24 protein-coding genes are annotated in these 25,119 nt (G+C 71.0%); 14 read left to right on the plus strand and 10 right to left on the minus strand.

Translation table 11 applies throughout. The features are described from left to right. On the minus strand, positions 1 to 479 hold a 479-nt coding region (locus tag ACFQSB_RS36580; protein WP_380831629.1), incomplete at its 3' end, for an RNA polymerase sigma factor. Between the two features lie 167 nt (positions 480 to 646). On the opposite strand from ACFQSB_RS36580, the gene ACFQSB_RS36585 reads away from it, so the two are divergent. The 3 genes from ACFQSB_RS36585 to ACFQSB_RS36595 all read left to right on the plus strand — a co-directional run bounded on the left by ACFQSB_RS36585 (position 647) and on the right by ACFQSB_RS36595 (position 3,577). After that, complete coding sequence (locus ACFQSB_RS36585; RefSeq protein ID WP_380831631.1) at positions 647 to 1,378, plus strand: TetR/AcrR family transcriptional regulator; 732 nt, start codon at positions 647 to 649, stop codon at positions 1,376 to 1,378. Between the two features lie 33 nt (positions 1,379 to 1,411). Beyond that, positions 1,412 to 3,013, plus strand: coding sequence for an FAD-dependent monooxygenase (locus tag ACFQSB_RS36590; RefSeq protein WP_380831633.1), 1,602 nt, complete (start codon positions 1,412 to 1,414; stop codon positions 3,011 to 3,013). Between the two features lie 111 nt (positions 3,014 to 3,124). Then, on the plus strand, positions 3,125 to 3,577 hold the full coding sequence (locus tag ACFQSB_RS36595) for a hypothetical protein (RefSeq protein WP_380831634.1): 453 nt from the start codon (positions 3,125 to 3,127) through the stop codon (positions 3,575 to 3,577). 149 nt (positions 3,578 to 3,726) lie between these two features. Here ACFQSB_RS36595 and ACFQSB_RS36600 read toward each other — a convergent pair whose 3' ends face one another. Next, on the minus strand, positions 3,727 to 4,500 hold the full coding sequence (locus ACFQSB_RS36600; RefSeq protein WP_380831636.1) for an SDR family oxidoreductase: 774 nt from the start codon (positions 4,498 to 4,500) through the stop codon (positions 3,727 to 3,729). A gap of 235 nt (positions 4,501 to 4,735) precedes the next feature. Between ACFQSB_RS36600 and ACFQSB_RS36605 the strand changes: the two genes are divergently transcribed. Beyond that, entirely contained in the window at positions 4,736 to 5,674 is a 939-nt protein-coding gene (locus ACFQSB_RS36605) for an RNA polymerase sigma-70 factor (protein WP_380831637.1), read from the plus strand. A 101-nt stretch (positions 5,675 to 5,775) separates the two neighbouring features. Here the strand turns inward: ACFQSB_RS36605 and ACFQSB_RS36610 are convergent, their stop codons facing one another. After that, positions 5,776 to 6,447 carry a winged helix-turn-helix transcriptional regulator gene (locus ACFQSB_RS36610; RefSeq protein WP_380831639.1) on the minus strand — a complete coding sequence of 224 codons (672 nt, stop codon included), beginning with the start codon at positions 6,445 to 6,447 and terminating at the stop codon, positions 5,776 to 5,778. Between the two features lie 136 nt (positions 6,448 to 6,583). On the opposite strand from ACFQSB_RS36610, the gene ACFQSB_RS36615 reads away from it, so the two are divergent. Further along, positions 6,584 to 7,501, plus strand: a complete 918-nt coding sequence (locus ACFQSB_RS36615) for an SDR family oxidoreductase (RefSeq protein ID WP_380831641.1) — start codon at positions 6,584 to 6,586, stop codon at positions 7,499 to 7,501. A gap of 377 nt (positions 7,502 to 7,878) precedes the next feature. Here ACFQSB_RS36615 and ACFQSB_RS36620 read toward each other — a convergent pair whose 3' ends face one another. Continuing rightward, entirely contained in the window at positions 7,879 to 8,490 is a 612-nt protein-coding gene (locus ACFQSB_RS36620; protein ID WP_380831643.1) for a YdeI/OmpD-associated family protein, read from the minus strand. A gap of 478 nt (positions 8,491 to 8,968) precedes the next feature. Between ACFQSB_RS36620 and ACFQSB_RS36625 the strand changes: the two genes are divergently transcribed. After that, on the plus strand, positions 8,969 to 10,195 hold the full coding sequence (locus ACFQSB_RS36625; RefSeq protein ID WP_380831645.1) for a monooxygenase: 1,227 nt from the start codon (positions 8,969 to 8,971) through the stop codon (positions 10,193 to 10,195). 119 nt (positions 10,196 to 10,314) lie between these two features. Next, positions 10,315 to 10,896: a DinB family protein gene (locus ACFQSB_RS36630; protein WP_354930663.1), complete on the plus strand. Its 582-nt coding sequence runs from the start codon at positions 10,315 to 10,317 to the stop codon at positions 10,894 to 10,896. Between the two features lie 44 nt (positions 10,897 to 10,940). Here the strand turns inward: ACFQSB_RS36630 and ACFQSB_RS36635 are convergent, their stop codons facing one another. From ACFQSB_RS36635 to ACFQSB_RS36645, 3 genes are all read right to left on the minus strand, one after another. Beyond that, entirely contained in the window at positions 10,941 to 12,005 is a 1,065-nt protein-coding gene (locus tag ACFQSB_RS36635) for a ferritin-like domain-containing protein (RefSeq protein WP_380831647.1), read from the minus strand. 447 nt (positions 12,006 to 12,452) lie between these two features. Then, positions 12,453 to 13,952 (minus strand): SMP-30/gluconolactonase/LRE family protein, encoded by a 1,500-nt coding sequence (locus ACFQSB_RS36640; protein ID WP_380831649.1) that lies wholly within the window; start codon positions 13,950 to 13,952, stop codon positions 12,453 to 12,455. A gap of 354 nt (positions 13,953 to 14,306) precedes the next feature. After that, positions 14,307 to 14,831, minus strand: coding sequence for a CGNR zinc finger domain-containing protein (locus ACFQSB_RS36645; RefSeq protein ID WP_380831650.1), 525 nt, complete (start codon positions 14,829 to 14,831; stop codon positions 14,307 to 14,309). A gap of 88 nt (positions 14,832 to 14,919) precedes the next feature. On the opposite strand from ACFQSB_RS36645, the gene ACFQSB_RS36650 reads away from it, so the two are divergent. The 3 genes from ACFQSB_RS36650 to ACFQSB_RS36660 all read left to right on the plus strand — a co-directional run bounded on the left by ACFQSB_RS36650 (position 14,920) and on the right by ACFQSB_RS36660 (position 17,620). Further along, a complete protein-coding gene (locus ACFQSB_RS36650) occupies positions 14,920 to 15,792 on the plus strand; it encodes an alpha/beta fold hydrolase (RefSeq protein ID WP_380831652.1) in 873 nt (290 codons plus the stop codon). 192 nt (positions 15,793 to 15,984) lie between these two features. Next, positions 15,985 to 16,500 carry a hypothetical protein gene (locus ACFQSB_RS36655; protein WP_380831654.1) on the plus strand — a complete coding sequence of 172 codons (516 nt, stop codon included), beginning with the start codon at positions 15,985 to 15,987 and terminating at the stop codon, positions 16,498 to 16,500. 262 nt (positions 16,501 to 16,762) lie between these two features. Then, positions 16,763 to 17,620, plus strand: coding sequence for a phosphotransferase family protein (locus ACFQSB_RS36660; protein ID WP_417774571.1), 858 nt, complete (start codon positions 16,763 to 16,765; stop codon positions 17,618 to 17,620). Between the two features lie 144 nt (positions 17,621 to 17,764). On the opposite strand, the gene ACFQSB_RS36665 is transcribed toward ACFQSB_RS36660, so the two are convergent. Further along, positions 17,765 to 18,628, minus strand: a complete 864-nt coding sequence (locus ACFQSB_RS36665; protein ID WP_380831658.1) for an NAD(P)H-binding protein — start codon at positions 18,626 to 18,628, stop codon at positions 17,765 to 17,767. Positions 18,629 to 18,735: 107 nt separating this feature from the next. Between ACFQSB_RS36665 and ACFQSB_RS36670 the strand changes: the two genes are divergently transcribed. Next, entirely contained in the window at positions 18,736 to 19,665 is a 930-nt protein-coding gene (locus ACFQSB_RS36670) for an Lrp/AsnC family transcriptional regulator (protein WP_380831659.1), read from the plus strand. A 3-nt stretch (positions 19,666 to 19,668) separates the two neighbouring features. Here the strand turns inward: ACFQSB_RS36670 and ACFQSB_RS36675 are convergent, their stop codons facing one another. Further along, entirely contained in the window at positions 19,669 to 20,844 is a 1,176-nt protein-coding gene (locus ACFQSB_RS36675; protein ID WP_380831661.1) for a hypothetical protein, read from the minus strand. A 303-nt stretch (positions 20,845 to 21,147) separates the two neighbouring features. On the opposite strand from ACFQSB_RS36675, the gene ACFQSB_RS36680 reads away from it, so the two are divergent. Both ACFQSB_RS36680 and ACFQSB_RS36685 read left to right on the plus strand, forming a co-directional pair. Further along, the gene (locus tag ACFQSB_RS36680; RefSeq protein ID WP_380831663.1) at positions 21,148 to 21,594 is read left to right on the plus strand and encodes a MarR family winged helix-turn-helix transcriptional regulator; all 447 of its coding nucleotides are present in this window, start codon (positions 21,148 to 21,150) and stop codon (positions 21,592 to 21,594) included. Between the two features lie 135 nt (positions 21,595 to 21,729). After that, positions 21,730 to 22,560, plus strand: coding sequence for a class I SAM-dependent methyltransferase (locus ACFQSB_RS36685; RefSeq protein ID WP_380831665.1), 831 nt, complete (start codon positions 21,730 to 21,732; stop codon positions 22,558 to 22,560). Positions 22,561 to 23,054: 494 nt separating this feature from the next. Here the strand turns inward: ACFQSB_RS36685 and ACFQSB_RS36690 are convergent, their stop codons facing one another. Continuing rightward, positions 23,055 to 23,687 (minus strand): TetR/AcrR family transcriptional regulator C-terminal domain-containing protein, encoded by a 633-nt coding sequence (locus ACFQSB_RS36690; protein WP_380831667.1) that lies wholly within the window; start codon positions 23,685 to 23,687, stop codon positions 23,055 to 23,057. A 360-nt stretch (positions 23,688 to 24,047) separates the two neighbouring features. On the opposite strand from ACFQSB_RS36690, the gene ACFQSB_RS36695 reads away from it, so the two are divergent. Continuing rightward, complete coding sequence (locus ACFQSB_RS36695; protein ID WP_380831669.1) at positions 24,048 to 25,010, plus strand: quinone oxidoreductase family protein; 963 nt, start codon at positions 24,048 to 24,050, stop codon at positions 25,008 to 25,010. Positions 25,011 to 25,119: the final 109 nt, after the last annotated feature.

Genomic DNA, 25,119 nt, shown 5'->3' on the forward strand with positions numbered 1-25,119 from the left:
GGCTCGGCGCCCCGGGCGTCCATGACCGCCGCCAGCCACTGCTCGGCATGACGCCGCCCCGCACGCGCCGCCGACTCCACCGACTCCACCGAGATGTCCAGCACCCGGGCCACCTCGTCGGACTTCAGCCCATGACGAAGCGTCAGATCAAGGATCTCCCGCTCACGCGGCTCTAAGCTGGCCAGCACCTCCAGCGCCACCTCGGGACCGCCGTCACGCCCCCGGCGCGCGGAGGCGCCCTTGTGCCCCGAGCCGTCCTGCCGGGCCTGGCACTCGGCGCGGGCCAGCGAATACAGCCACGCACGCAGCCGCGTCACGTCGGGCAGCCGATGGGAGTGGGCGAGGGCCGCCTGCAACGCCCCGGCCGTCGCCGCGAGGGCTTCGTCGTCGTCCAGCGCCGATCGGCAGTAGTCGTGGAGACGATCGCCGTACTCCTGGCACAGCCGCTCGTACGCGGCCGGATCGTCCCTACTGAGCACAGGGATCAACACTCCTGACGTAGACCAGGACGCTAACGAAACTAGCAAATGAGCGCCGACATCGCCCGGTTCCCGGCCGGTGGATCCTTCCGCCCGTACAGCGCGTCGCATACTAGTGTGGACTCATGCCATTGTTAGTACCAGTACAAAGATGGTACGGTACCACTATGGAGGACAACGCAGGCGGCGCCGACCAGGCGCGGCCACAGGAGGCGTCCGCGCCGTCCCGGCACGAACGGCGCCGGCGCCAGACCAGAGACCGCATCGCCCGCACCGCGCTGGCCCTGTTCACCGAGCGGGGGTACGACGCGGTGACCATCGCCGAGATCGCCCAGGCCGCGGACGTGGCGAAACAGACCGTCGTCAACCACTTCCCGGCCAAGGAGGACCTGCTGCTGGCCTGGCACCGCCCGGTCGAGGCCGATCTGATCGACATGATCGACCAGCTTCCGCTGAGCACCCCGCTGCCGGAGTTCCTCAAGCAGGAGCTGCCGCGCATGTTCGCCGCCCTGCCCGCCCTTCCGGAGGCGCCGGACGGCGAAGACCCGCGGGCGGCGGCCGACGACCGTCTCGCGGGCGTGTTCGCCATCGTCCAGAACAGCCCCGCGCTGCAGGACGCCCTGCGGCTGCGCGGCGCCCGCTACCAGGAGGACCTGGCGGCGATCCTGTCCGACCGGGTGCCCGCCCACCTGGGGCCCGTCGCGGCGCGGGCGATCGCCGCCTACATCCTGACCACCGTCGGCGCCATGATCGAGGAGGCGGCCCGGCTGCGCGGCGCGGGAGCGTCGCCGGAGCGGATCGCCGCCACCCTCACCGACACCGTCGGCCGGGCGCTGGACATCCTGCACACCGGCCTCGGCGACGCGGCCCGGCCGGACAGCCCGTCCGGCAACCCCTGACGGTTCACCCACCCACGCGGGCCGAGGAGGGTCATGCGAACGGAAGAGACATCGGTGCTGGTCGCCGGCGGCGGGCTGGTCGGCCTGTCGGCGGCGGTGTTCCTGTCCTGGCACGGGGTCCCCACGCTGGTGGCCGAGCGCCATGCCGCGAGCTCGCCGCACCCACGCGCCGTCGGCTTCACGCCCCGCACGATGGAACTGCTCCGGGCGGTCGGCCTGGGCTCGCACGTGCCGCAGGTGCCGCCCGGCGCGCGGCTGCGCCGGGCCCGGGTCCAGAGCCTGGCCGGGCCGTGGTCGGAGGAGACCCCCTGGACGCCGCGCGGCGATGACGGGCCCCCGGATGAGGCGCCCGCGATCGAGTACTCGCCGTGCAGAGGCGCGGCGATCGCCCAGGACCGGCTCGAACCCCTGCTCCGCGACAGGGCCGCCGAACTCGGCGCCGACCTCAGGTTCGGCACGGAACTGCTGACCTGGCGCCAGGACGACGACGGGGTGCTCGCCGTGCTGCGCACCGGCGACGGCGACGAGCGTCAGGTGCGGGCCGGCTACCTGCTCGCCGCCGACGGGACCCGCAGCCCCGTCCGGGAGGCGCTGGGGATCGGCCGAGGCGGCCGGGGCCATCTCAGCACCTCGCGCAGCGTGCTGTTCAGGGCCCCGCTGGAGGAGTACCTGGAGTCGGGGGTCAGCCAGTTCCAGATCGACCAGCCGGGACTCCAGGCGTTCCTCACCACCTACGGCGACGGCCGCTGGGTGCTGATGTTCGCCGACGACCGGGAACGCGACCCGGATACGCTCAAGGCCACAGTGCTCCAGGCGATCGGCCGGACCGACCTTCCGGTCGAGCTGATCACCACCGGCCGCTGGGAGCTCAGTGCCCTGGTGGCGGACCGCTTCGCCTCCGGCCGGGTCTTCCTCGCCGGGGACGCGGCGCACACGCTGCCCCCCTCCCGCGGCGGCTACGGCGCCAACACCGGCATCGAGGACGCGCACAACCTCGCCTGGAAGCTGTCCTCGGTGCTCTCGGGCGTGTCGGCCCCCCGGCTGCTCGGCACCTACGACGCCGAGCGACGCCCGGTCGCGTGGCTGCGCCACGACCAGATCTTCGCCCGGGCCGACCACCGCCGGTTCACCGAGGCCCCCGGCGACGCCGGTACGCCGATCCTCGACGAGGAGGCCATGGAGTTCGGGCAGTTGTACCGGTCGGCCGCGGCGCTGACGGCCGGCGAGGAGCTGCCGCCCGCGGCGCGGCCCGAGCGGTGGGCCGGGCAGCCCGGCACCCGCGCGCCGCACCTGTGGCTGAGCGGGGACGGCGAGCGGCTGTCCACACTGGACCTGTTCCAGCGCGGGTGGGTCCTGCTGGCCGGCCACGACCACTGGGCCGCCGCGGCCGAGCGGGCGAGCGAACGGACCGGCGTACCCCTGGAATGCCGGCGGATCGGCGACCGGCTGCGGCCGCGGGAGCCGCAGGAGTTCCCCCGCGCCTTCGGCGTCGGCCCGGACGGCGCGAGCCTGGTCCGGCCGGACGGCTACATCGCCTGGCGCTCCCGCGACCTGCCCGCCCGGCCCGCCGGCGAGCTGACCGCGGCGCTGGCGCAGGTGTCCTGCGCCGCCCTCCCGCCGGCCCCGTCCAGGTGATGGAGGTCACAACGACAGCGCGTACTTCGGCACGGAACGCAGGACCGGACGCTCCTACCTTGAGCTCATCGGGACTGCAAGAGAACAGTCCCCCTGAGAAAGGAAGCGATCATGACTGTTCGGCGGCGAATGACGGCACTGGCGGTGAGCGCCGCTGCCGCGGTGGCCGGCTTAGCCGGGACGGCGGGCGGCGCGCACGCCGCGACCGCCACCATCCACGGCGAGGCCAAGCTCTGCTACACCGCTTTCACCTGCCAGACGGTGCAGTTCGAACACGAACTCACCCCGACCCGCCATGCCTTCCGAGACAGCGTCACCGTGGACGCCGGCTTCCGGAAGATCACGATGCGGGTCGCCAGCGAACTGGGCGACAACGCCCGGCCCGTCTTCCGCATCTCCCAGATCACCATCCAGGACTTCAACGGCAAGACGCTCAAGCGGCAGACCTACGACACCAACAAAGCGGCGGCGGCCGCACCCAACCTCGCCGTCGACAAGCAGACCCTCGACGAGACGAGCACCATCAACGCGGTCGGCACCGCCTTCGCCAACTTCACCTCCTGAGGTCGGTGAGCCGTACAGCTCCCGACGCCGGCGGCCACGGGCCCGGCGTCCTTCGGAGCGAGCGATGAGCCGCCGGACGACGGCGCCACCGGCGTCGGCCCGCCCACGCGGGGCGGGCCGGTCGCAGGGCCGGGCAGTTCGCCCGACGACTACCAGGGCACCGGGCCGTCCTCGCTGAAGAAGCCGCCGGTCGGGCCGTCCGCGCCCAGGGTGGCCAGGCGCACCACGACCGCGGCGCCCTGCGCGGCGGTGCGGTGCCCGCGGAAGTTGTTGATGTCGGTGGCGCAGAAGCCCGGGCAGGCGGCGTTGACCAGGATTCCGGCCTCGCGCAGCTCACTGGCGTACTGCACGGTCAGCGCGTTCAGGGCGGTCTTGGACGGCACGTACGCGGCCGACTGCGGCAGCCCCGCCAGCGGGCCGTCCGGGTCGCTGGTGATGGTCAGGGACGCGCCGGTGCTGCTGAGGTTCACGACGCGCGGCGCCGGTGAGCGCCGCAGCAGCGGGAGCATGGCGTTGGTCACCGCGATCACCCCGAAGACGTTGGTCTCGAACACCGCGCGGACCATGCCGGTGTCCACGGAGCTCGGGATCTCCCCGCGGGCCAGTTCCGGCGCGACCTGGTCCATCCCGGCGCCGGCGATTCCGGCGTTGTTCACCAGCACGTCAAGGCGGCCGAAGCGCTCCTCGACCCACGTGGCGGCCCGCCGGATCGTTTCCGGGTCGGTGACGTCCAGGGTGAGGGCGTGCGCGTCGCCGCCCGCCGCGCGCAGGGCCGCGGCGGCGTCCTGGCCGCGCCCGGGGTTCCTGGCGCCGACCAGGACCGTCATGCCCAGCGCGGCCAGCCGTCCGGCGGTCGCGTGGCCGATCCCCTTGTTCGCCCCGGTGATCAGTGCCACCCGCCGCTGTGTGGTGTGTTCGTTCATGACCGAGCTCCCGTCCGAGCGTGTCCGTCTGTGCGAAGTCAGGTGAAGCCGCGTGAAGCCGCGTGCCGCGCGGATCGTTCGCGCGGCGTCCTGACGGACACCAGATGCCGGCGGTCCGGCCGCTGTGACAGCGCGCCCGTGTGACGTGCGCCACCGGCCGCGGGTGTCACACATTGGTGCGGGCCGGCGTCTTGTGCGTGTGGCACAGTCGAGAACCGACAGGCGGGAGCCGGCGATGAACGAGGACAGCGAGCCGACGACGGGCACAGGGGAGGCGCCCGCTCGCGGCGACCGCATGGACTCCGCCACCGAGGTGTTCATCGCCCACCGCAACCTGCTGTTCACCGTCGCCTACGAGATGCTCGGCTCGGCCGCCGACGCCGAGGACGTCCTGCAGGAGAGCTGGCTGCGGTGGGCGGGCGTCGACCTCGGCGCCGTGCGCGACCACCGCGCCTACCTCGTCCGGATCACCACCCGGCAGGCGCTGAGCCGGCTGCGCACCCTCGGCCGGCGCAAGGAGTCCTACGTCGGGCCCTGGTTGCCCGAACCGCTGCTGACCACTCCCGACGTGGCCGAGGACGTGGAACTGGCCGACAGCGTCTCCATGGCGATGCTGCTGGTGCTGGAGACGCTCGCGCCGACCGAGCGGGCGGTGTTCGTGCTGCGCGAGGTGTTCGACCTGGACTACGACGAGATCGCCGAGGCCGTCGGCAAGCGCCCGGCCGCGGTCCGCCAGATCGCCCACCGGGCACGCGCCCACGTCGCCGCGCGCCGGCCGCGCGGAGTCGTCTCCGCGGCCGAGACCCGCGGCGCCCTGGAGGCGTTCCAACGGGCGGTCCAGACCGGTGACCTGCAGCGCCTGCTCGACATGCTCGCGCCGGACGTCGTCTTCCTGGGGGACGGCGGCGGGGTCCGGAAGGCCGCGCTGTCGCCCATCGTCGGGGCCGTCCGGGTGGCCCGCGTGCTGACCGCCGGAGTGCGCAAGATCGGCCAGGAGATGTCGGTCGAACCCGTGCAGGTCAACGGCTACCCGGCGCTGACGCTCCGGCTCGACGGCGAGATCGACACCCTCATCGCGGTGCGCATCGACGACGGCCTCATCACCGGCCTCTACGCCGTGCGCAATCCCGAGAAGTTGTCGCGGGTGGACAGGGAGACCGCGCTGAGCCGCTGACCCGCGGCCCGCCCGTTCCGGGCGCTCCGGGCGCGCCTGTCTCGTGCCGTTCCCCGACCTCGCCGCGGTGCCCGGCTCGCCCCGTCCCCCGCACCCGCCGCCTATGCGGGCGGTGCCGCGACGGTGCTGGGCCGGGGGAGTGAGGCGAACAGGCGCTCGACCGCGGTCAGGTCGCCGGACACGGTGACCTGACCGGCGCTCGCGGCCTCCTGGACGCCGAGCCTGCCGGTCATCAGGCCCGCGAACGTCCGGGTGTCGGCGGTGAGGGTCGCGTCGGGCGCGGACGGCTCGCCGCGGGCGACGTCGATGCGGCCGCCGGAGACGCGCACCGTGATGTGGTCGTCGCCGAAGACCAGCCCGTAGGTCGCGGTCAGGCCGCCGCTCGCCTCCGCGTCGAAGTCGCCTTGGAGCGCCAGCATGAGCGCGTCGACGCTGATGCCGGCGTCGAGGTCGCGGAACGGGGACAGCCGGCCCCAGTGGCCGAGGTGGACGAGCACCGGCTGGAGCTGCCGCCCCCATTCGGTCAGCTCGTACACCCAGAACCGCCCGGGCGGCCCGAGCTTGCGGCGCCGCACGATGCCGGACTCCTCCAGTTCGCGCAGCCGCTGCGACAGGCGGTTGGGGCCGGCGTTCGGCAGCCCGGCGCGCAGGTCGCTGAAGCGTTTGGGGCCGAGCAGCAACTCGCGCACCACCAGCAGGGCCCAGCGCTCGCCGACCAGGTCAAGGGCGTGCGCGGCGGCGCAGGCGTCGCCATAGTTCCGCGTGCCTCCCACGTCGCCGAGTCTAACCGAGCTTCCGGACCGAAGAGAACCTTCTAGTTCCGAAGTTGTACTAACAGGTATCGATATGTACTGTGCATCGCAGGCCCCCTCGGGCGGGAGGCCGTCCTCCGAACAGGAAGAAGAAGCGATGATCCTCATCACAGGCGCGAACGGGCGTCCCGGCTCGGCGGTCGTGCGGGAGTTCGCGCGGCGCGGCCGGCCCGTCCGGGCGCTCGTGCGGGAGCCGGCGAAGGCCGAAGGCCTGCGCGGCCTGCCGGGTGTCGAGATCGTCCACGGCGACATGCTGTGGCCCGAGACGCTGGAACCGGCGCTGGCCGGGGTCGACCGGGTGCTGATGATCTCCGGTGCCGGTCCGCTGATGCTGGAGACCCAGTGCACGTTCATCGACGCCGCGGTCAGGGCCAGTGTCGGCCACATCGTGAAGTTCTCCGGCAAGGACTCCACCGACGGGTTCGACAACGAGAGGTTCCGGTCCAGCCGCAGCCACGAGCAGATCCAGCGGTACCTGTACGCCTCCGGCGCGGCGTGGACGGTGCTGCAGCCGAGCCAGTTCATGCACGTGTACTTCGAGGAGGTGCCCGACATCGTCGCCTCCGGCGAACTGCGCCTCCCGCTCGGCGACACCACGCTGGCCCCGGTGGACATCGACGACATCGCCAAGGTGGCCTACGCCGTGCTCACCACGCCGGGCCATGAAGGCGCGATCTACCCCATGACCGGCCCCGAGGCCCTCACCATGACCGAGGCCGCCCGGCACATCTCCGACGCCATCGGCAAGCCCGTCCGCTACCGCGACGTCTCCCTCGAGGACAAGCAGCGCTCCTGGACCGAGGCCGGGTACCCCGCGCCGCGCGTGACGGCGTTCGGGCAGCTCTTCGCGGAGCGCCGCAGGCTGGGCCGCTCGACCGTCGACCTCGGCACCCACGAGCGCTTCGGCGTCGAACCGACCACCTTCGCCGAGTTCGCCCGCCGCCACGCCGGCGTCTTCCGCGGCGACGACCAGTACATCGTCACCCCTGCCGGTCGGCCGGGTGACGGGACTTGAGCGGCAACCCTGCGGCCAGTGGCGTCAGCTACGTTAAGCGTCATCCCGCTTGTCCAGCCATTTGAGAATGGCCTGATTTGTTTCTTCGGGTTTTTCCTGCTGGATCCAGTGGCCGCAGTCCAGGCAGACCACCTCCACGTCGGGCACGAACTCTGCCAGTTTCCCCGACCTAGGTATCGCCGATCGCCTTTCCGTCATCTTCCTGCGATGCCTACGGTTCACCGAAGCGCGGGTACGCCGACGCGACCTGCGGCTGTCGCACTTCTCGGACCGCGCACCAGCGGAGATCCTCACGCTTCTTGAAGCGGACAAGACGGAGTTCCGACAGCACGGTTCTGGTGAGCAACGTGGGTTCGTCTGTTCTGGCGGACATCCGGTCACGACGTCGGCGGGTCCGTCGGCCTGGCTCGCTGAGGGTGGATCGTCTCGTGCCGGGCCAGCATCGCCACGTACTCGGCGATCTTCCGGGTGCGCGTCTCGGCCCGCTTGACGGCATTGACCCGGGTGATGAGAGAAAAGCGGTTGGTCTTGGTGAGCACCTCGAACATCGCCTGCGCCGCTGGGTCGGCGGCGATCGCGGCTCGCAGGTCGGCCGGGACCTCCGCTTCCGACGGCGGCGCATAGGCGGCCGTCCACCGCCCGTCGGCCTTCGCGGCTTCCACCGCGGCACGGCCCGCGGGCAGCATCAGGCCGGCCGCTTCCAACCGGGCCACGTTGGCGACGTTGCGCTGGGACCAGACACTGCGGGACCGGCGCGGGGTGAACCGCCTCCAGGAACTCTCCTCGTCGCGCTTGCGGGCCTGCCCGTCGATCCAGCCGAAGCACAGTGCCTCGTCGACCGCCTGCTGCCAGGTCAGCGTGGTGACGGAGCCGCCCTTCCTGGCGAGGGCGAGCCACACGCCAGGAGAGGCGGTGTGGTTGGCCAGCAGCCACGCGCGCAGCGCCGCGCTGTCAGCCACGATCAACTCGTCCAGTTCGGTTCCGGTCACCACCGCAGGCTAGTACCGCGACCCCGTGTTGCGACTGTCCGGGTAACTCGTTGAGCCGGCGACGTCGGCGCCGGCGGCTCCGCCGGTGTTAGCGTCCACCACATCGGACCGGTCAGTGGCGGTAAGCCCTGCACCATCGGCTCGCTGACGCCATCGGCCGCAGGGTTGCTGCTCGAGCCCCGTGACGGCGCCGGGTGAGCGCCTGGCGTGATCGTCCGACCTCGCCCGGCCATGGGGTGCGCGCCACCGCGGCCGTGACCCGAACCGGCCGAAGGACGGTCGTCGTCGTATGGTCCGCCGGGGCGGAAGTCAGGGGTGATCTCAGGGATGCCCTCCGCCGGTCGGAGGAGCGGCTCAGCCGAACGGCGTATGGAGGAACGAGGGTCCCGCGCGGCAGGCTGGAGCCAACAGGACCGGCATTCCCGGTGCCGGTTCGTGAGCTCACGGGGGCCATCCCGGTGGAGAGCAGGAGCCCGAAGTGAAGCACACGGCGCTGACCGGAGCAGCCGTCGCACTCGCCACGACACTTCTCGTCGCCGCATGCGGACCGTCACCCACCACCGGATCCTCGGTGGCCGGGCACGGGACCCCATCCGGCTCGTCGCAGGCGAGCACGGGCACGACCGCCGGCACGCACGCCGGCCACGGGGGACCGTTCAAGGCGCCTCCGCCCCAGCCGTTACGCCCGTCCGAGCGGTTCGTCGACCTGAAGCCGCCCAAGCCGTACACCCCGGCCGCCCCCTCGGGAGGAACCGACGAATACCGCTGCTTCCTGCTCGACCCCGGCCTGACCGGTCCGGCGTTCCTCACCGGCAGCCAGTTCCTGCCGCAGAACACCGCGATCGTGCACCACGCGATCATCTTCCAGATCGGCCCGGACAAGGCGAAGGCCGCCCGTGACCTCGACGCCCGCACGCCCGGCGAGGGATGGACGTGCTTCGGCGACGCCGGCGTCCAGGACGGCGCCTGGGTCGGCCACTGGGCGCCGGGGGCCAACGAGACGCTGTTCTCGCAGAAGGTCGGATACGCGATGGCGGCCGGCAGCCGGTTGATCATGCAGGTGCACTACAACCTGCTCGCCACCGACGGCAAGCCCGGCCAGAGCGACCGGTCGGGGATACGGCTGCGGGTCGCCGACGGCGAGAAGGGCTACACCCCGTTGCAGACCGCGCGGCTCCCGGCCCCCGTCGAACTCCCCTGCGCGAGCGGCGAGTCCGGCCCGTTGTGCGACCGGAAGGCCGCCGTCGGCGACCTGACCCACCGCTTCGGGGCACAGGCCGAACAGACGCTCGGCATGCTCAGCGAGTTCTGCGCCAAGGGCGCGGCCGTTCCCCCCGGCCCGACCCAGCACTGCGACCGCCCGATCCCGGGGCCGGCGACCATCTACGGCGTCGCCGGGCACATGCACCTGCTCGGCCGGTCCATCACGATCCAGCTCAACCCCGGCAAGCCCGGCGAACGGACCCTGCTCGACATCCCGGTCTACAACTTCGACGACCAGGCGATCCGGCCGCTGCCGAAGCCCCTCGCCGTCAAGGCCGGAGACACCCTCCGGGTGACCTGCACCCACGACGCGGGGCTGCGCGGGATGCTGCCCGCTCTGCAGGGCCTGCCGCCCCGGTACGTCGTGTGGGGTGAGGGCACCAGCGACGAGATGTGCCTCGGCCTGCTGATCTGGTCTCCGGCCGGCCGTTCCAAGGGCTGATCGCGCGGGCCGGCGGCGGGGCACGGTGATGCGCGCGATGAGCGTGTGCCCCGCCACGCGCCTGTGTGGTGCGTTAAATCCGTTGTCGGCCGCCGGGCGCGTCACCGATGATGGCCGCCATGGCCACGACACGACGAGCGGACATGTTCACCGCGGACGGCAAGCCCTCCGACGACGACCCGCGGGAGAACGGGCCGACGTTGGGCGACGAGCGCACCACACTGATCGAGAACCTGCGCTGCGCACGCCTCACACTGGAGATGAAGTGCTCCGATCTCGACGCGGAGGCCATGGCACGGCGGTCGGTCGAGCCGTCCACGATGTCGCTGCTCGGGCTGGTGCGACACCTGGCCGAGGTGGAGCGCGCGACGTTCCGGGTGCTGATGGCCGGTCACGACGTGCCCCGGCTGTACTGCTCCGACACCGATCGTGACGGTGACTTCGACGGCGCCGTTCCCGACCCCCAGGTGGTGGCGGAGGCGTGGGAGGCGTGGCGCGCCGAGGTGGACTTCGCCGAGCGGTACGTCGCCGGGGCGCCCGATCTCGACGTCACCGCCGACGACCCCGAGAACCTGCACGGCAGCGGCGGGGGGCTGATGTCGCTGCGCGAGGTGCTGGTCGGGATGATCTGGGAGTACGCCCGCCACATGGGCCACGCCGACCTGCTGCGCGAGCGCATCGACGGCCGCATCGGCCAGTGATCATCCCGCCGCGGGCTGTGCGCGCCGTCGAGGTGCGCGCTTGGTCAGTCTGACTCGGGCGGTAGGTACTCGAAGATCGGCCCGGCCGTGGTGCCGTCTTCGTCGGGCGTTCGCATCAGGGCCTGGGCCTGGGCCTTGAGCGCGTACATGGCGCGCGTGGCCTGCCCGAGCAGCTCGGGGTGGCCGTTGAAAGCCTGTTGCAGCACCTGCAACAGGTCGCGGTAGCCGTGGCCGAACTCCTCCTGCGCCGCGCGTATCGGGCTGCCCGGGGCGTGGTCGTCCAGCCGCGGGTTCCGCCGCATCGGCAGGACGCCGGCCGGGTCCACGGAGATCGTCTCGCCGGTGGGCCCGGTCTGCGGGGTGTCGCCCCGCCGGTAGCGTCGGCCGGCCTTGAGCTCCTGGAACCGGTAGTAGTGCGCGACCTCGTCCCGTTCGGGGTGGAAGACATCCTGGTCGCCGTCCCAGACCTCGCCGCCCGCCGCACCCTCGCCCTGCTCGACGATCTCTTCCAGCGCCGCCAGCGCGGACTTCAGACCGTCCACCGCCGCCAGCCGCCCGGCGGTGTGCCGGAAGTGGCCGGCGCTCACCTGGCGGGACGGATCGCCGCAGAAGACCGCCTGCTCGCCGAGCCGGTCGCACAGGTCGCGCAGTCCTTGTTCGATCGCGGCGTAGAACTGCCCGATCGTCTCGTAGGCGTCTCCCTCCGCCGGACCGCCGGGCGGTGCCGGCCGTTCGAGACGCAGGAACATCTCCAGCGCCTCGGCGCCGAAGGGAAGCAGCGACAGCTCCAGGGACCTGTCGCCGTGCGGCAACCGCCGGGGGTGCGGCGGCAGCATCTCCGGCCTGTCCAGCCGTGGCCGGCCACCGACGGCGTTGAGCAGGTTGGCGGCCAGCACCAGGTGCAGCATCTCCTCGACGAAGACGCCGCCCACCACCTCGGCGGCCTCCGGGTTGCGGTCCGGGTCGAGCGAGTAGAGCGCGCACAGGTACGGCGGCAAGGTCGCGTGCTCCAGCTCGATCGCCCACTGCAGGTGCTCGCGGAGACTGTCGAGCGTGTCGATCCGTGCCGCCGAGGCGGCGGCGGACTCTGGCGGTCGCGGGTGTTCCATGGGTGTCCTACCTCGGTGTTCGGGAAGGGGCGGATCGCACCGTCGCCAAAGGGACGCTCGGGACGGGTCACGCACCTGGACGCCGGACCCCGATCGCCAGCTAAGACAGGACAGCCCACCGGCCCTGTGACAGAACCCGCGAGAAAATCAGCCGGCCCACCCCGCCCGCGCCGGGCTCGCGGCGACATACGAGCACTCGGCTCGCCCGGGCCGGCCGAGGCTCCTCGGGGACCGCACGACCATGCGGGCCGCCGGACCGGGATCCATCACGGGCGGAGCGGAGAAAGCTCAGCGGGCACTCGACCCGATCGCGGCGAGGTGGTCCGACACCGCGGACGAGCGGCGACCGGCGCGCCCATCAGCGCGGCGAGATCCCCTCCCATGCCCTGACCAGGCGCGACCGTCGGCCCGGGCAGGGCATCCGGCCCGGGCGAGGGGACGGCGAGGTCAGTACGGCCAGCCGGGGACGTTCAGCCGGACGCGGTAGAGGCCGAAGTTGCCGCTGTTACCGCCCCGGGAGGGCGTGCCCGAGGTGATGTACAGCGTCCGGCCGTCGGAGCCGCCGAAGGCGACGTTGGTGGTGTTCAGCCCGGCGGAGATGGTGCCGAGCTGGACCCCGGACGGCGCGTACACGTGAACCTTGCCGTCGTTGTAGGACACCTGGTAGAGGTTGCCGGCACAGTCGATCGTCGCGCCGTCCGAACCGTTCAGGGACGCGAAGTCGGCGCGCGTGCCGACGCTGCCGTCGGCGTTGACCGGCCACTTGTAGACCTTCCCCGAACCGTTGCCGCCGACGTAGAGCGTCTTGCCGTCGGGGGAGAGCACGATGCCGTTCGGCTCCCGGATGGTGTCGTCGATCAGCGAGACGACGCCGTTCTTGACCCGGAACACGCCGGTGCGGCCGGACATCTGGTCCGTGCGGTTCGCGCGCTGGAAGTCGGGGTCGGTGAAGTAGACGGTGCCGTCGGCTCCGACGGTGAGGTCGTTCGGCGAGTTGAAGGCGTGCCCCTGGTAGGAGGAGGCCACCACGCCCCGCGTCCGGTCCGACAGGCGGAAGGAGGAGACGCTGCGCTGGTCGTGCGTCGCGGCCAGCAACGTGCCTCCGTCCCGGCTGAGCGCCAGGCCGTTGCTACCGGAACCGGCGATGAAGGTCTCGAAGGTGTTCGGCTCGGTGAAGCGCAGCACGTCCGCGGGCTGGACGCCTTCCGACCCGGTGCCGTCACGCATCAGCGACAGCAGCAGGGTCTGGGTGGTGGCGTCCCAGACCGGGCCCTCCAGGAAGTTGAACCCGTCGCGGATCTTCGTGGCGGACACCGACGTCGACGGCAGCGGGTTGGGGTAGCTCGTGCCCGGCGTGCACGGCCCGACGCCGGGACGCGGCGTCCCCGGCGAGGGTGTGGGCGTCGGTGTGGGCGCGGGCGTGGGCGTCACGGTCGGCGTGGGCGTCGGCGTGGGTGTCACGGTCGGTGTGGGCGTCGGCGTCGGGGTGGGGGTGGGCGTGACCGTGGGGGTGGGGGTGAGGGTCACGGGGCCGCTGCACATGACGCCGTTGAGCCAGAAGGTGTTGGGCACGGGGTTGGCGCCCGTGAGGCTCGCGCTGAACCCCATGCCACTGGCCGTGGCGTTGGTGGCGATGGAGCCGTTGTAGGACATGCTGGTCGCGGTCACGTGCGCGCCGGACTGCGTCCACGTGGCGTTCCAGCCGGACCCGATCCTCTGGCCGGAGTCGGGGAAGTCGAACTCCAGCTTCCAACTGCTGACCGGGTCGCCGAGGTTGGTGATGGCCACATCGCCCTGGAAGCCGCCGCCCCACTGATTGACGATCTTGTAGGTCACCTTGCACCCGGCGGCGGCCGCCGCCGGCATCGTCACCGCTGCGACTCCACCGGAGACGACCAGCGCGGCGGCCAGTCCGGTGACCGCGAAAGTGGCGAGACTCCGTCTCATCTGGGCGTCCTTTCGGCAACGACGACGGGCAGCCGCCGCCCGCCTCAGAGCGCCGGTCGGGGACGGGGTCCACCGGCACGCCACGCGGCGCACCGCCGACCGACGTCCCGGGATCAAAGATTAGGTGGAGGGTCGCGATCGGTCGCCCGTCACGGCGTCCGCCGGGTGAGACGCCGCCTGATCACCCTTCGCGCGGCGGCCGGTCGCGTGCCGCGCCGACGCCCGCCTCAGCCTGGGCGAACGCCACCGCCTGGCGGTCCCGGCGAGCCGATCGGCGACCGAGAAGAGCCCGGGCCGCGGCGCTGAAACGTTCAGCCCGCCTCCGAGCGCCATGGCCGTCATGGCGGTGGGATGTCAGGTGATGGTCGGGGCGTTCTTCCGGCGTTCGTAGTGGCGGCGCGCTTTCATGCGGTTGCCGCAGCCGGCCATCGAGCACCATCGGGCGCTGTTGCTCTTGGAGTGGTCGACGAAGAAGAGCGTGCACTCGTCTTTGTTCTCGCAGGCGCGGAGCCGGCCCGGGGCGGTGTGCCGGAGGGCGTCCCAGGCCACGATGGCTCGGGCCGCCAGGATGTGCTCGCGAGGCGTCGCGAGCCGCCAGCTGATGCCGGTGTCACTGATGAACGGCTGGTAGCTGACGCCGTGGAGCGCCGGGGCGAGCGCCGTCGGCGTGGCCTGGTCGTGCACCAGTGCCTGGAGCGTGTCGCGGGTCGAGCGCAGAAGTGCGAGGTCTTCGCCGAGATGCGCTTCGCCCGCGTGTTCCGCGATCCAGGCGCCGGCCTCCTCGGGGTCGGCGAGACGATCGGTCACCTCTCCGGCGACGGTCGGGGTCGTGTTCAGCAGGGCCAGGAGCAGCCCCTCGTCCAGGCTTTCGACCTTCATCGTCGTTCTAACCTCCATTCTTGTTTGACAAGGTTACACTCCCATGCCTACCGTCTAACCAACAAAGGTGACTATGGGGGTTAGGGCGATGAGTGCGATGGTGCACCACAGGTACGCGACGGTCGAGGGGCATCGACTCTTCTACCGCGAGGCCGGAACGGCGGGCATGCCGACGATCGTGTTGCTGCACGGCTTCCCGACGAGCTCGTTCATGTTCCGCGACCTGATTCCTCGGCTGGAGGGCTACCGGGTCATCGCCCCCGATCACCTCGGGTTCGGGCTCTCCGACGCGCCTCCGGTCGAGGAGTTCGACTACAGCTTCGACGCGCTGGCGGACCTCACCGCCGGACTGCTCGGGCAACTGGGTGTGACCCGCTACGCGATCGGCGTCCAGGACTACGGCGCCCCGATCGGGTGGCGGCTGGCGATCCGCGACCCCGACGCGGTCGTCGCGGTGATCAGCCAGAACGGGAACGGCTACGACGAGGGGTTCGTCGCCGACACCTGGCAGGGCATCTGGCGCTACCAGCGGGAGCAGACCCCGGAGAACGAGGCGGCGCTGCGCGGGCTGTTCACCCTCGAGGCGCTCCGGGACCAGTACGTGACCGGCGTCGAGGACCCGAGCATCGTCAGCCCGGACACCTGGCACCTCGACCACTCCTACCTGTCGCGGCCGGGCAACGCGGAGGTCCAGCTGAGCCTGTTCTTGAACTACGCCACCAACCCGCCCCTGTATCCGGCGCTGCACGAGTGGCTGCGGAGCAAGCAGGTGCCGGTGCTGGCCACGTGGGGCAAGTACGACCCGTTCTTCGGCCCGGACGGGGCCCGCGCGTTCGCCCGCGACACCGCCAACGCGGAGATCCACCTGTTCGAAGGCGGCCACTTCCTCCTGGAGACCGCCGGCGAGCAGGTGGCGGCGCTGATCCGCGACTTCCTCGCCCGGCACCTGCCGGCGGCCTGAGATCCGCCGCGACGACGGAACGATCGCGGACAGAGGATCAGCGCCGGTCGGCGTGTAGCCGGGGAGTGCGGAGGTGTGTCCCGCTGTGACCGGCGTCACATCTGCAGTGCGCATTTCGACACCGAACAAAGTTCTAGAAGCGCCTACCGTCGGGGACGTCGAATCGGACACGCATCGAATGGAGAAGAATTCATGTCCGTCAAATCCCCGCTGATGTCCCTGGCCGCCGCCGTGATGGCCGCCGGAGCCGTTCTCGCCGGACCGGCCGGTGCCGCCCACGCCGCCACGGTCAAGGCGGTCGACTCGGCCGCGACCGTCTGCGTCAACGATCCCGGGCTGAGCCTGTCCAGGTGCTTCGGTTACACCTGGCACGACGATTTAGCGCCCGGAGAGTTCCACGACCACATCCTGAACGCCCCAGAGAGCGGCCAGTCGGTCGGCAGGTACTACGCCGTCTTCACCGTCAGGGTGGGCGTGAGCGCTGTCAAGCTCACCTACGGCGCCGCTTACGCCTGGGCGGTGGAAAGGCACCTGAAGCTCGTCAGCAGCGGCCAGACCGCCAACGCCAATGTCCACGACAAGAGCAAGCTGACGCTGTACTGGCCCCCCTCCACCGGCGGCTTCACCGACGCCGCGAAGGATGACCTCAACCTGGGCGCGCCGTACCCGGGCAGCACCACCCTCTCCTACACCAGCCACGCCTCCTGAACGGAACCGTCGGCGAATCCCGCAACGATGAGCAGACCGAGGCGACCCGTACGTCGACTTGATGGGACCGGTCGACGCGTGACCCACACACCGGCGGCCCCCACGGGCCGCCGGTCTCGGTGGAACAGGCCGTCCCTCCGCAGACCGCGGATCATCTGCTCACCGTTGATGGCTGTACTCCGGCTTCCCGGCGCCGTACTAGAGTCGCGGGATGGAGAGCCGGAGCCGCGATCGTGCCGGAGACGTCCAGGATGTCGTGGCCATGCGGCTGCCCGGCTATCGGGTCCACTCGGTGGTGCTCCTCGGCGAAGGTCAGGACAACATCGCCTACGAGGTCAACGGCGAGTTGATCGTACGCTTCTCCAAGGAGCCGGACCCGGCGGTCCGGGCGGCGCAGGTGAGGGACGAGGCCGGCCTTCTGGCGGCCGTCGCGGACATCTCACCGCTGCCCGTCCCCGCGCCGAGCTTCACGGTCGCGGAGGAGGGCTGCCTGGCCTATTTCAAACTCCCCGGCACACCGCTCATCGACCTCCCCGCGTCGCGGCGATCGGCCGACACCGCCAATACCGCCGCCATCGCCGCGACGCTGGGCGAGCTGCTGAACGCGCTGCACGGTGTTCCGATCGGGCGGATGGCCGAACTGGTGGACACCGATGACCAGCCCAAGGAGCTGTGGCTACGTGAGGCCGCAGAGACCTACGCCATGGTCGCCGGCCAGGTGCCGCCGGTGTACCGCCACGCGGTGGAGGCGTTCCTCGACGCGCCGCCGCCCGCCGACGGGCACGCTCTGGCGTTCTCCCACAACGACCTGGGGATCGAACACGTCCTGGTCGACCCGGCCGGGCGGGCGGTGACCGGCGTCATCGACTGGAGCGACGCCGCGATCGTCGATCCCGCCTATGACTTCGGCCTCATCCACCGCGACCTCGGGCCCCTCGCCGTACGTGCGGCCCTGAGCAGGTACCGCACCGGCGCCCACGAGGCCGAGGCGATCAGCGCACGCGCCGCCTTCTACGCCAGGTGCAGCGTCTTCGAGGACATGGCCTACGGAATCGACACCGGCCACGGCAGCTACCTCACCAAGAGCCTCACCGCACTGCGGTGGCTGTTCCCGGCGTAGTGCCACACCCTCGGTGAGACGTGCGACCGCCAGAGGGTGACGCCTCCAGCGTTCTTTCCTGCTCGCAGAGGCGCAGCGCGGGGATGAGCCGGCCGAAGTGAGGCAGTGCCGGCCCGCCGAGGCCGGCGCCGGTGACGATCACCTTCATCGCCGGGCCCCGCCGAAGGCGGCGGCGTGCTCGGCGGCCCACGCCGACAGTGTCGTGGCGGGTGCCCCCGTGATGTCGGGCACCGCGGAGGTGACCCGCGGACGCGGGGCGGCGGCCATCGTGGTGTAGCCGTCGAGCAGCTCGTCGACGAAGCCGGCGGGAAAGCCGGGATCGGCCTGCAGCCTGGCGCGTTCCTGCTCCAACGTCAGCTCCTGCCAGCGCAGTGGGCGCCCGATGGCCTCGCCGATCAGCCGCACCTGCTCCGCCTGGGTCAGCACCTCGGGCCCGGTGAGGGTGTAGCGGTGTCCTTCGTGCCCGGGCTCGGTCAGCGCGTGTACGGCTACCGCCGCGATGTCGTCCTGGTGGATCGGCGTCATCGCCAGCGAGCCGAAGGCCCCGCGGACGCTGTCGCCCGCCTTGATCTGCGTGCTCCACCACAGGGCGTTGGCCATGAAGGTGCTGGGGCTCAGCACCGTCCAGTCCATGCCGGACCGCTCGATCAGCCGCTCGACGGTGGCGTGCCAGCGGGCGACCGGGTTGGGTTGCTTCTCGGGCGCGACTCCGGGCAGTGCGCCGCCGCCTGTCATGAAGACGACGTGGCGGACGCGGCGCTTGAGCGCGTCGACGAGGGGGCGGGCGGGTTCGGCCGAGTGGAAGGGCCACATGAGGAACGCGGCGTCGACGTCGTCGAGGGCGCCCGGCGCCTCCAGGTCGGGAGTGATCACCTCGACGCCCTGGGGTGGCTTCGCGGCCTCAGGGGTACGGCTCGTGGCCCGTACGGCGGCACCACCGCGGGCCAGCCGCTCGGCCACCCTCCTGCCCACGTTGCCGGTCGCGCCGAAAACTAGGTAAGTGCTCATGCGCCAAGAGTCCCGTCATGCCGGCGACCACGCACCTCACGTGCCACTTCGTCGCGATAAATAGCCTGTAAGAATGAAATATGGCGATAACTAGCACGCTGGATGCGATGGACTACGCTCTCGTGCACGCGCTGCAGATCGACGGTCGCGCCTCCTTCCGCACGATCGCCGACGCGCTGGACGTCTCCGAGCACACCGTCGCCCGCCGCTACCGCAAGCTCCGCGCGCACGGCGTCCTGCGGGTGGCCGGCTGGCTCGACGGCCGGCGCTTCGGCCGCACCTCCTGGTCGGTGCGCCTGGTGTGCACTCCCGACGCGGCAGGCCAGGTGGCGCAGGCCATCGCCCGGCGCGACGACACCGTCTGGGTCCGCCTGCTGTCCGGCGGCACCGAGATCGCCTGCGGCGTCCAGGCGGGCGGCGAGCAGGACGATGACGCCCTGCTGCTGAAGAAGCTGCCGCGGACGCCGCGCATCGTGGGCATGTCCGCGCACGCGACCCTGCACATGTTCGCCGGGTGGCGCAGCCGGGTCGCGGTACTCACCGACGAGCAGGCCGAGCGGATCCGGCCCGCTCTGCCGCAGCGGAAAGAGGTCTCGCTGAGCGTGCGGGATCACGCCATGGTGCGCGTGCTGGCCCAGGACGGGCGGGCCGGGTACGGCGAGTTGGCGGCGGCCACCGGATGGTCGCACACGACCGTGCGACGCCGCCTCGGCGAACTGCGGTCCGGCGACATGCTCAGGTTCGACGTCGAGATCTCCTCGCGGGCCCTGGGCTACCACGCCGAGGCCTGGCTGTGGATGAAGGTCGAGCCGTCGGCCCTGGCCTCGGTCGGCGAAGCCATGGCCGCCCACCCCGAGGCCGACGTGGTGGCGGCCACCACCGGCCCCACCAACCTCATGGCGGGTGTGACCTGCCGGGACACGGGCGACCTCTACCGCTACCTCACCGAGCGGGTCGCGCCGCTCCACGGTGTGCGCGAACTGGAGACCGCGCCCGTGATCCGCACCGTCAAGCGGGTGGGCACCTTCCCGCCCTGACGCTCACCGGTCAGGATAGAGGCCCTCGAAGGCGCGGGCGACGATCTCTTCGTGAGACAGGGCCTGTCGTCCGGCTCTCGCCGACGTCGGCCATCCTGAACCTGGGGCCGTGCTCTGCTTGACCACCTCCTCGGGCGCCGTGAAGGAGTTGGCTCTGTCTTCGAACTCCGCGGAGGGTTCTATCTGGTCATCGTCACCAAGGGCCAGCGGGTTGGGCTGGGCAGGACGTGGGCGGTCATCGTCGTCCGGCAGCGGAGACTCCAAAGGGTTGCCGTCCTTGTCCACCCGTGTGGTCTTCACATCGGGCTGGCGACCCGGTTCTCGGCTGATCGTCTGGATGGTCGCACCGCCGTCGCTGTGATATTCGACCGCGGTCGTGCTCTGATTGCCTTGGCCTGGGTTGTCGGGCTTGTCGGTGAAACTGGCGCTGCGGTCGGTCATTTTCCCGTTCACGAAATGCTCTCTGACCTCCAGCAGGCTCTCTCCCTCGATCAGGCCCCCTGAAAGCATCGCCCGGTCGTCCTCATATCGGTCGGTGACCACTTTGCCGACGTCGTCGATCGTGGTGACCGTTTTGTCGCCGATAATGTGATAGCGACCATCCGAGTCCGTCTTTTCTTTCTGGGAATATTGTGACGTGGTTACCAGGCCGGACCTGTCGGTCGTGATCTCGCGCCGTTCCAGCGAGTCCACGCCACCGGGGACCGCGGTGCGGATCCACGATCCAGACCCCGTCGAGATCGTGCCGCACGTGACCGGGTCGATGTTCCGCAGGGTGTACTGGTCGATGGTGCTGCCTGATCCCTCCGACACACCGCCTTCTTGCACCCGCACAAGGCGCCCGCCGCCGTCATAGGTCAACTGCCGGTAGGTGCCATCGTCGTTGGTCCAGCGGACGACCGTGGGGTCCCCGGGCAGAGTGGACGGCTGAGTGATGTTGGTCCGGCAGCCGGGCTGGGGAATGAACGTCATGATCGCCCCTAGGGAGTAGACCAGCGAAAGACTCCCCTTCGTATCGCCAAGGGCACCTTGCGCATTACAGGGGTTTCCGTAGCAACCGGCGAAGAGGCGGTAACGGCCAAAAGACGATGAACACGCCGAATTCGGGTGATCTCCCGCATTGCCGACCTGGCGTCCGGCGACGATCTCCCTGTCCTGTCGTCGCCATTCGGCGAGCATGCCGGCGAATCCGGGCTCCAGGTGCCGCCGTTTCGTGTACGCCAATTGCTTCCTGGGTTTCCACGTCTCGCTCGATGGCAGAAGCCCTGACGTTCTCCAGTGGCGCCAGAGCGCGGCTCGCCTCATCGCGCCGGAGCATCGCGGCGGCGGCCTGGGGGAGCCGGGTCCCGGCGACGGGGGCAAGCACCTCATCCCGGAACGGGCCGGCACCCCCGCTTCGGCGGGCAGCGCCGCAGGGTGTCCCGCATGGCCCGGGTTGCTTAAGGAGTTGACTGTTAAGCACTTAATGGTTACGGTCGAGGTATGGATCAGCCCGAAGACCTCCCCGCCAGTCCCCTGAAAAGTCTCAGGGTCATCAACTGGGCCCAGGTGCGGGCGGGGCAGGAGTGGATCCGCGCGCGAGGACTCAGCTTGCAGCAGGCCTTCGTGCTGAGCCATCTCGCCGCCAATCCCGGCGCCATCCAGCGCGACATCGCGCGGGCGACCCGTACGACCGCGGCGAACGTCTCCGGCGTCCTGCGCGGCCTCGAAGCGCGAGAACTCGTCGAACGCCGCTTCGAGAACGGCGACGAACGCAGCAAGCGTGTCTTCGCGACCGACGCCGGGGTCGCGCTCATCGCCGGACGCGACGAGGCCATGGCCGCGGCGGACGAATCGATCCTCGCGCCGCTGACCGAGTCGGAGCGAGCCACCCTCCAGGCGCTGCTCGACAAGATCACCGCCGGTCTGCCGGATCCGGGTGACGCGTAGCCCGCCCGATCCGGGCCCGTCGGACCGCATTCCTCGTTCCCTATTCCCTATTCCTCGTTCCTCGCCGTGGCGGCATGTGCCGCCGCGCGATCGCACCTGCCCGGACGCACGCGTCCAGCACCGAAGGAGCAGACCATGACGCGGGAGAATCCGCTGCTGACGATGATCCGCGAGGTGTGCGCCCTCGGGCGCGCCGAGTTGGAGCGGCCGTCCACCGCCGAAGGCGACCCCGACGCCGGGCGTGCGCTCGTCCAGGGGTTGCGGGCCATCGGCCCGGACGGCGAGCCCAGCGACATCTCGCTGTCCCTCGCACTCCTGGCGCCCCGCGCCGCGTACTTCGACCAACTCGTGCTGCACGCCATCGCGGCGGGGGTCACCCAGGTGGTCAACCTCGGCGCCGGCTACGACGACCGCGCCCTGCGGTTGCGGCACTCCGGCGTGCGCTTCTTCGACCTCGATCTGCCCGGCATCGTCGCGGACAAGGCTCGCCGCCTGCAAGCGACGGGCACCGACACCGGGCACCTCACCCTGGTCGCGGTGGACCTCCACACCGACGATGTCGCCGAGGTCCTGGCGCGCGCCGGGCACGACGCCCACTGGCCCACCCTGTTCCTCGCCGAGCACCTCGCCCTGTTCCTGCAACCCGGCGACGTCGCGTCACTCCTGGCGGGGCTCTTCGACCGCGCGGCGGCAGGGAGCACCCTGGCCATGACCGCCGAGGTGCACCCTGCCGACCTCGACTCCGACCTCGTCGTCTCCACTGTGGACGACGTCATGTTCGGCGGCGCGGGACCGCTGCACACGATCCAATCCCGCGACGCCTGGCTGGCACTGTTCGCCAAGACCGGTTGGCGGGTCGACAACGCGGACGACGCGGACGAGGTGGCGGCGGTCGACCACTTCCACGTGACCGTGGCCGATCGCCCCATCCAGATCCAGACGCAGTTCCTCACCGCGACAGCGTGAGGATTCGCCCCTGTTCCGACAGCTACGGCCAGGTTCGACGTCCCTTCGTCGTCGAGGGTGGTGCCGGCGCCGGCGAGCACGTCGCTGGATGCGTGCGACAGTGGTCAGCCGGCGTACGGGGCGGCGACCGAGCGAACGGGCACTGAACACCATCCGGCAGGTCATGCCCTCCCGGCTCCGGCACCGCATCGACGCGCTGCGCGTCACCGCCGTCGAACGACCCATCACCCGGCCGGCCACCCCGGTCGATGGCGAGGTGCTCCTGGCCAGCAGCGCCGCCGTCCACGCTCGCGAGATCCTGCGGTTCGACTATGGCGCCGAGGCCCCCGACTTCCTGAGGTGCCAGTCCTGCGGAGGAAGTCCAGCATGTTCCCCGCCGGGACGGCCGTCCTGCGGACGAGTGCCTATGGAGACGGCGGCGATGTCGGCCTGCTCTGCTGGGCGACCCGGGGCGCTCGTGTCAGGGCTCACTCGCCTGCGGAGCGGCCGACCGGTCAGGACGTGGGGCCGGACTGTGCGGCAGGGCCATGGATGATCTGTTCCAGGCAGTCGCGGAACAGATCGTCGACGGTGCGGCCGGGTTGGAAGTACTCGGCCACTCCGGCCATCACGGTGGGGTACGCCGTGGCGTACGCGGCCATGTCGAAGCCGTCCAGGGCGTCGGCGTCGGGGCGGCCGGCCTGTTCCTCCAGGACGTAGCCGACGGTGAAGCGCAACACCGTCAACACGATCAGGCGAGCCCGCCGCAGGGGAATGCCCCGCCCGACCAGTGTGCTCATCGCCAGTTCGGAGATGGCGGCCATTTTGAGGGACAACTGGGAGGCCGCGATGATCCGGGCTCCGTCCGGGTGGGTCAGCAACGCACGCCGCAGCCGCCCGGCCAGGCCGATCAGCCAGTCCTGCCAGCACTCCTCCGGCGCGGGCGATGCCAGCTCGGGGAACTGCTGATCGAGGATCGCCTCGGCGATCGCGGTGACCAGCGCCGCCTTGTTCGGAATGTGCCAGTAGAGCGTCGGCGACCGTACGCCGAGCCGGGCGGCCAGTTTGCGCGTCGTCACGCCGTCCAGGCCCTCGGCGTCCAGTAGCGCGACGGCCTCGGTGACGATCCGCTGCTTGTCCAGAACCAATTCCGCTACCTCCCTTGCGCACTCTATCAGTGATAGAGTTCTCTATCAGTGATAGAGAGACGCGTCAGAGGAGGCAACGATGAGACACCGGCACTCGCTCCGCGGCCTGCTGCACTGGGCGACCCATCGCATACCTGGCATCCCCGTGCACACCGAGCGGCCGGCCGGCCATCAGGGCCGGGTCCGCCACGACCACGGGTGGCGGCACTCGCTCCCGCACCACCGTTCGCACGGTGGCGCGCCCCACAGTGCGCACCACCATGCGCACCACCATGGGTTCAACCACGCTCCGGCCCGTCCGCCTCGCGTGCTCGCGGCGTGGCAGACGCGGATCGCCCGTTTATTCGGTCAGGAGCTGGGATGAAGGCGGCGGTGCTCCACGAGGCCGGCGGCATCCCGCGCTATGAGGACTTCCCCGATCCGGTGGCCGGCGACGGCGAGGTGATCATCGACGTCAAGGCGGTCGCCGTCGAGAACGTCGACAAGGCGATCGCGGCGGGCACGCACTACGCCGGCGAGAAGTACCTCGGCCGGTTCCCGGTGATCCCCGCCTTCGACGGCATCGGCGCCCTCCCGGACGGCACGCTCGTCGGGTTCGGCGACATCCGCCTGCCCTACGGCGCGCTCGCCGAGAAGGCCGTGGTATCCCAGGGCTCCTACGTGCCGATCCCCGACGACGTCGACCCGGCCGTGGCGACCGTGATGGCCTCGGCCATCACCGCGATGTCGATGAAAGCGGCCGCCGGGTTCGTTCCCGGGGAGACGGTGCTGGTGCAGGGCGCCACCGGGGTGGCCGGGCGGCTCGCGGTCAAGGTGGCCCGGCTGCTGGGCGCGGGCCGGATCGTCGCCACCGGCCGCGACGACGACCAGTTGCGCGAGGTACAGGACATCGGGGCCGACACGGTGATCAACACCGCGGTCTCCGACGAGGCTCTGGCGCAGGCGTACCTCGACGCCAAGGGGGACGGCGGCTACGACGTCGTCGTGGACTACCTGTGGGGCAGGCCCAGCGAGATCCTGCTGCGCGCGCTGGTGCCGAGGTCGTTCGCGTTCGGCAAGCCGACCCGGGTGGTCCAGATCGGCGAGTCGGCCGGCAGTGAGCTCGCCCTCGCCGCTTCGAGCCTGCGCACGTCCGGCGTGGAGATCTACGGCGCGGCCAAGGGGCTCGACCCGCAGACCATGGAAGAGGTGTACCAGCAGATCGTGACGTGGACGCGGTCCGGCGAGCTCACCTTCGACGTGGAGAAGGTCCCGCTGAGCGACATCGAGACCGCCTGGCAGCGAACCGACCTCAAAGGCAGGCGACTGGTCGTGACGCCATGACCGGCCAGGGCATCAGCGATGATCACCGGTCGGCGATCCGTCGCCGTCCTCACCCACGGCGTCCACGGACCCGTCTCGAGCGGCGGGGCCTGGTGCCGTGACCGGAACC

The sequence above is a fragment of the Sphaerisporangium rhizosphaerae genome (genome assembly GCF_042665155.1).
GTDB lineage: Bacteria > Actinomycetota > Actinomycetes > Streptosporangiales > Streptosporangiaceae > Sphaerisporangium > Sphaerisporangium rhizosphaerae.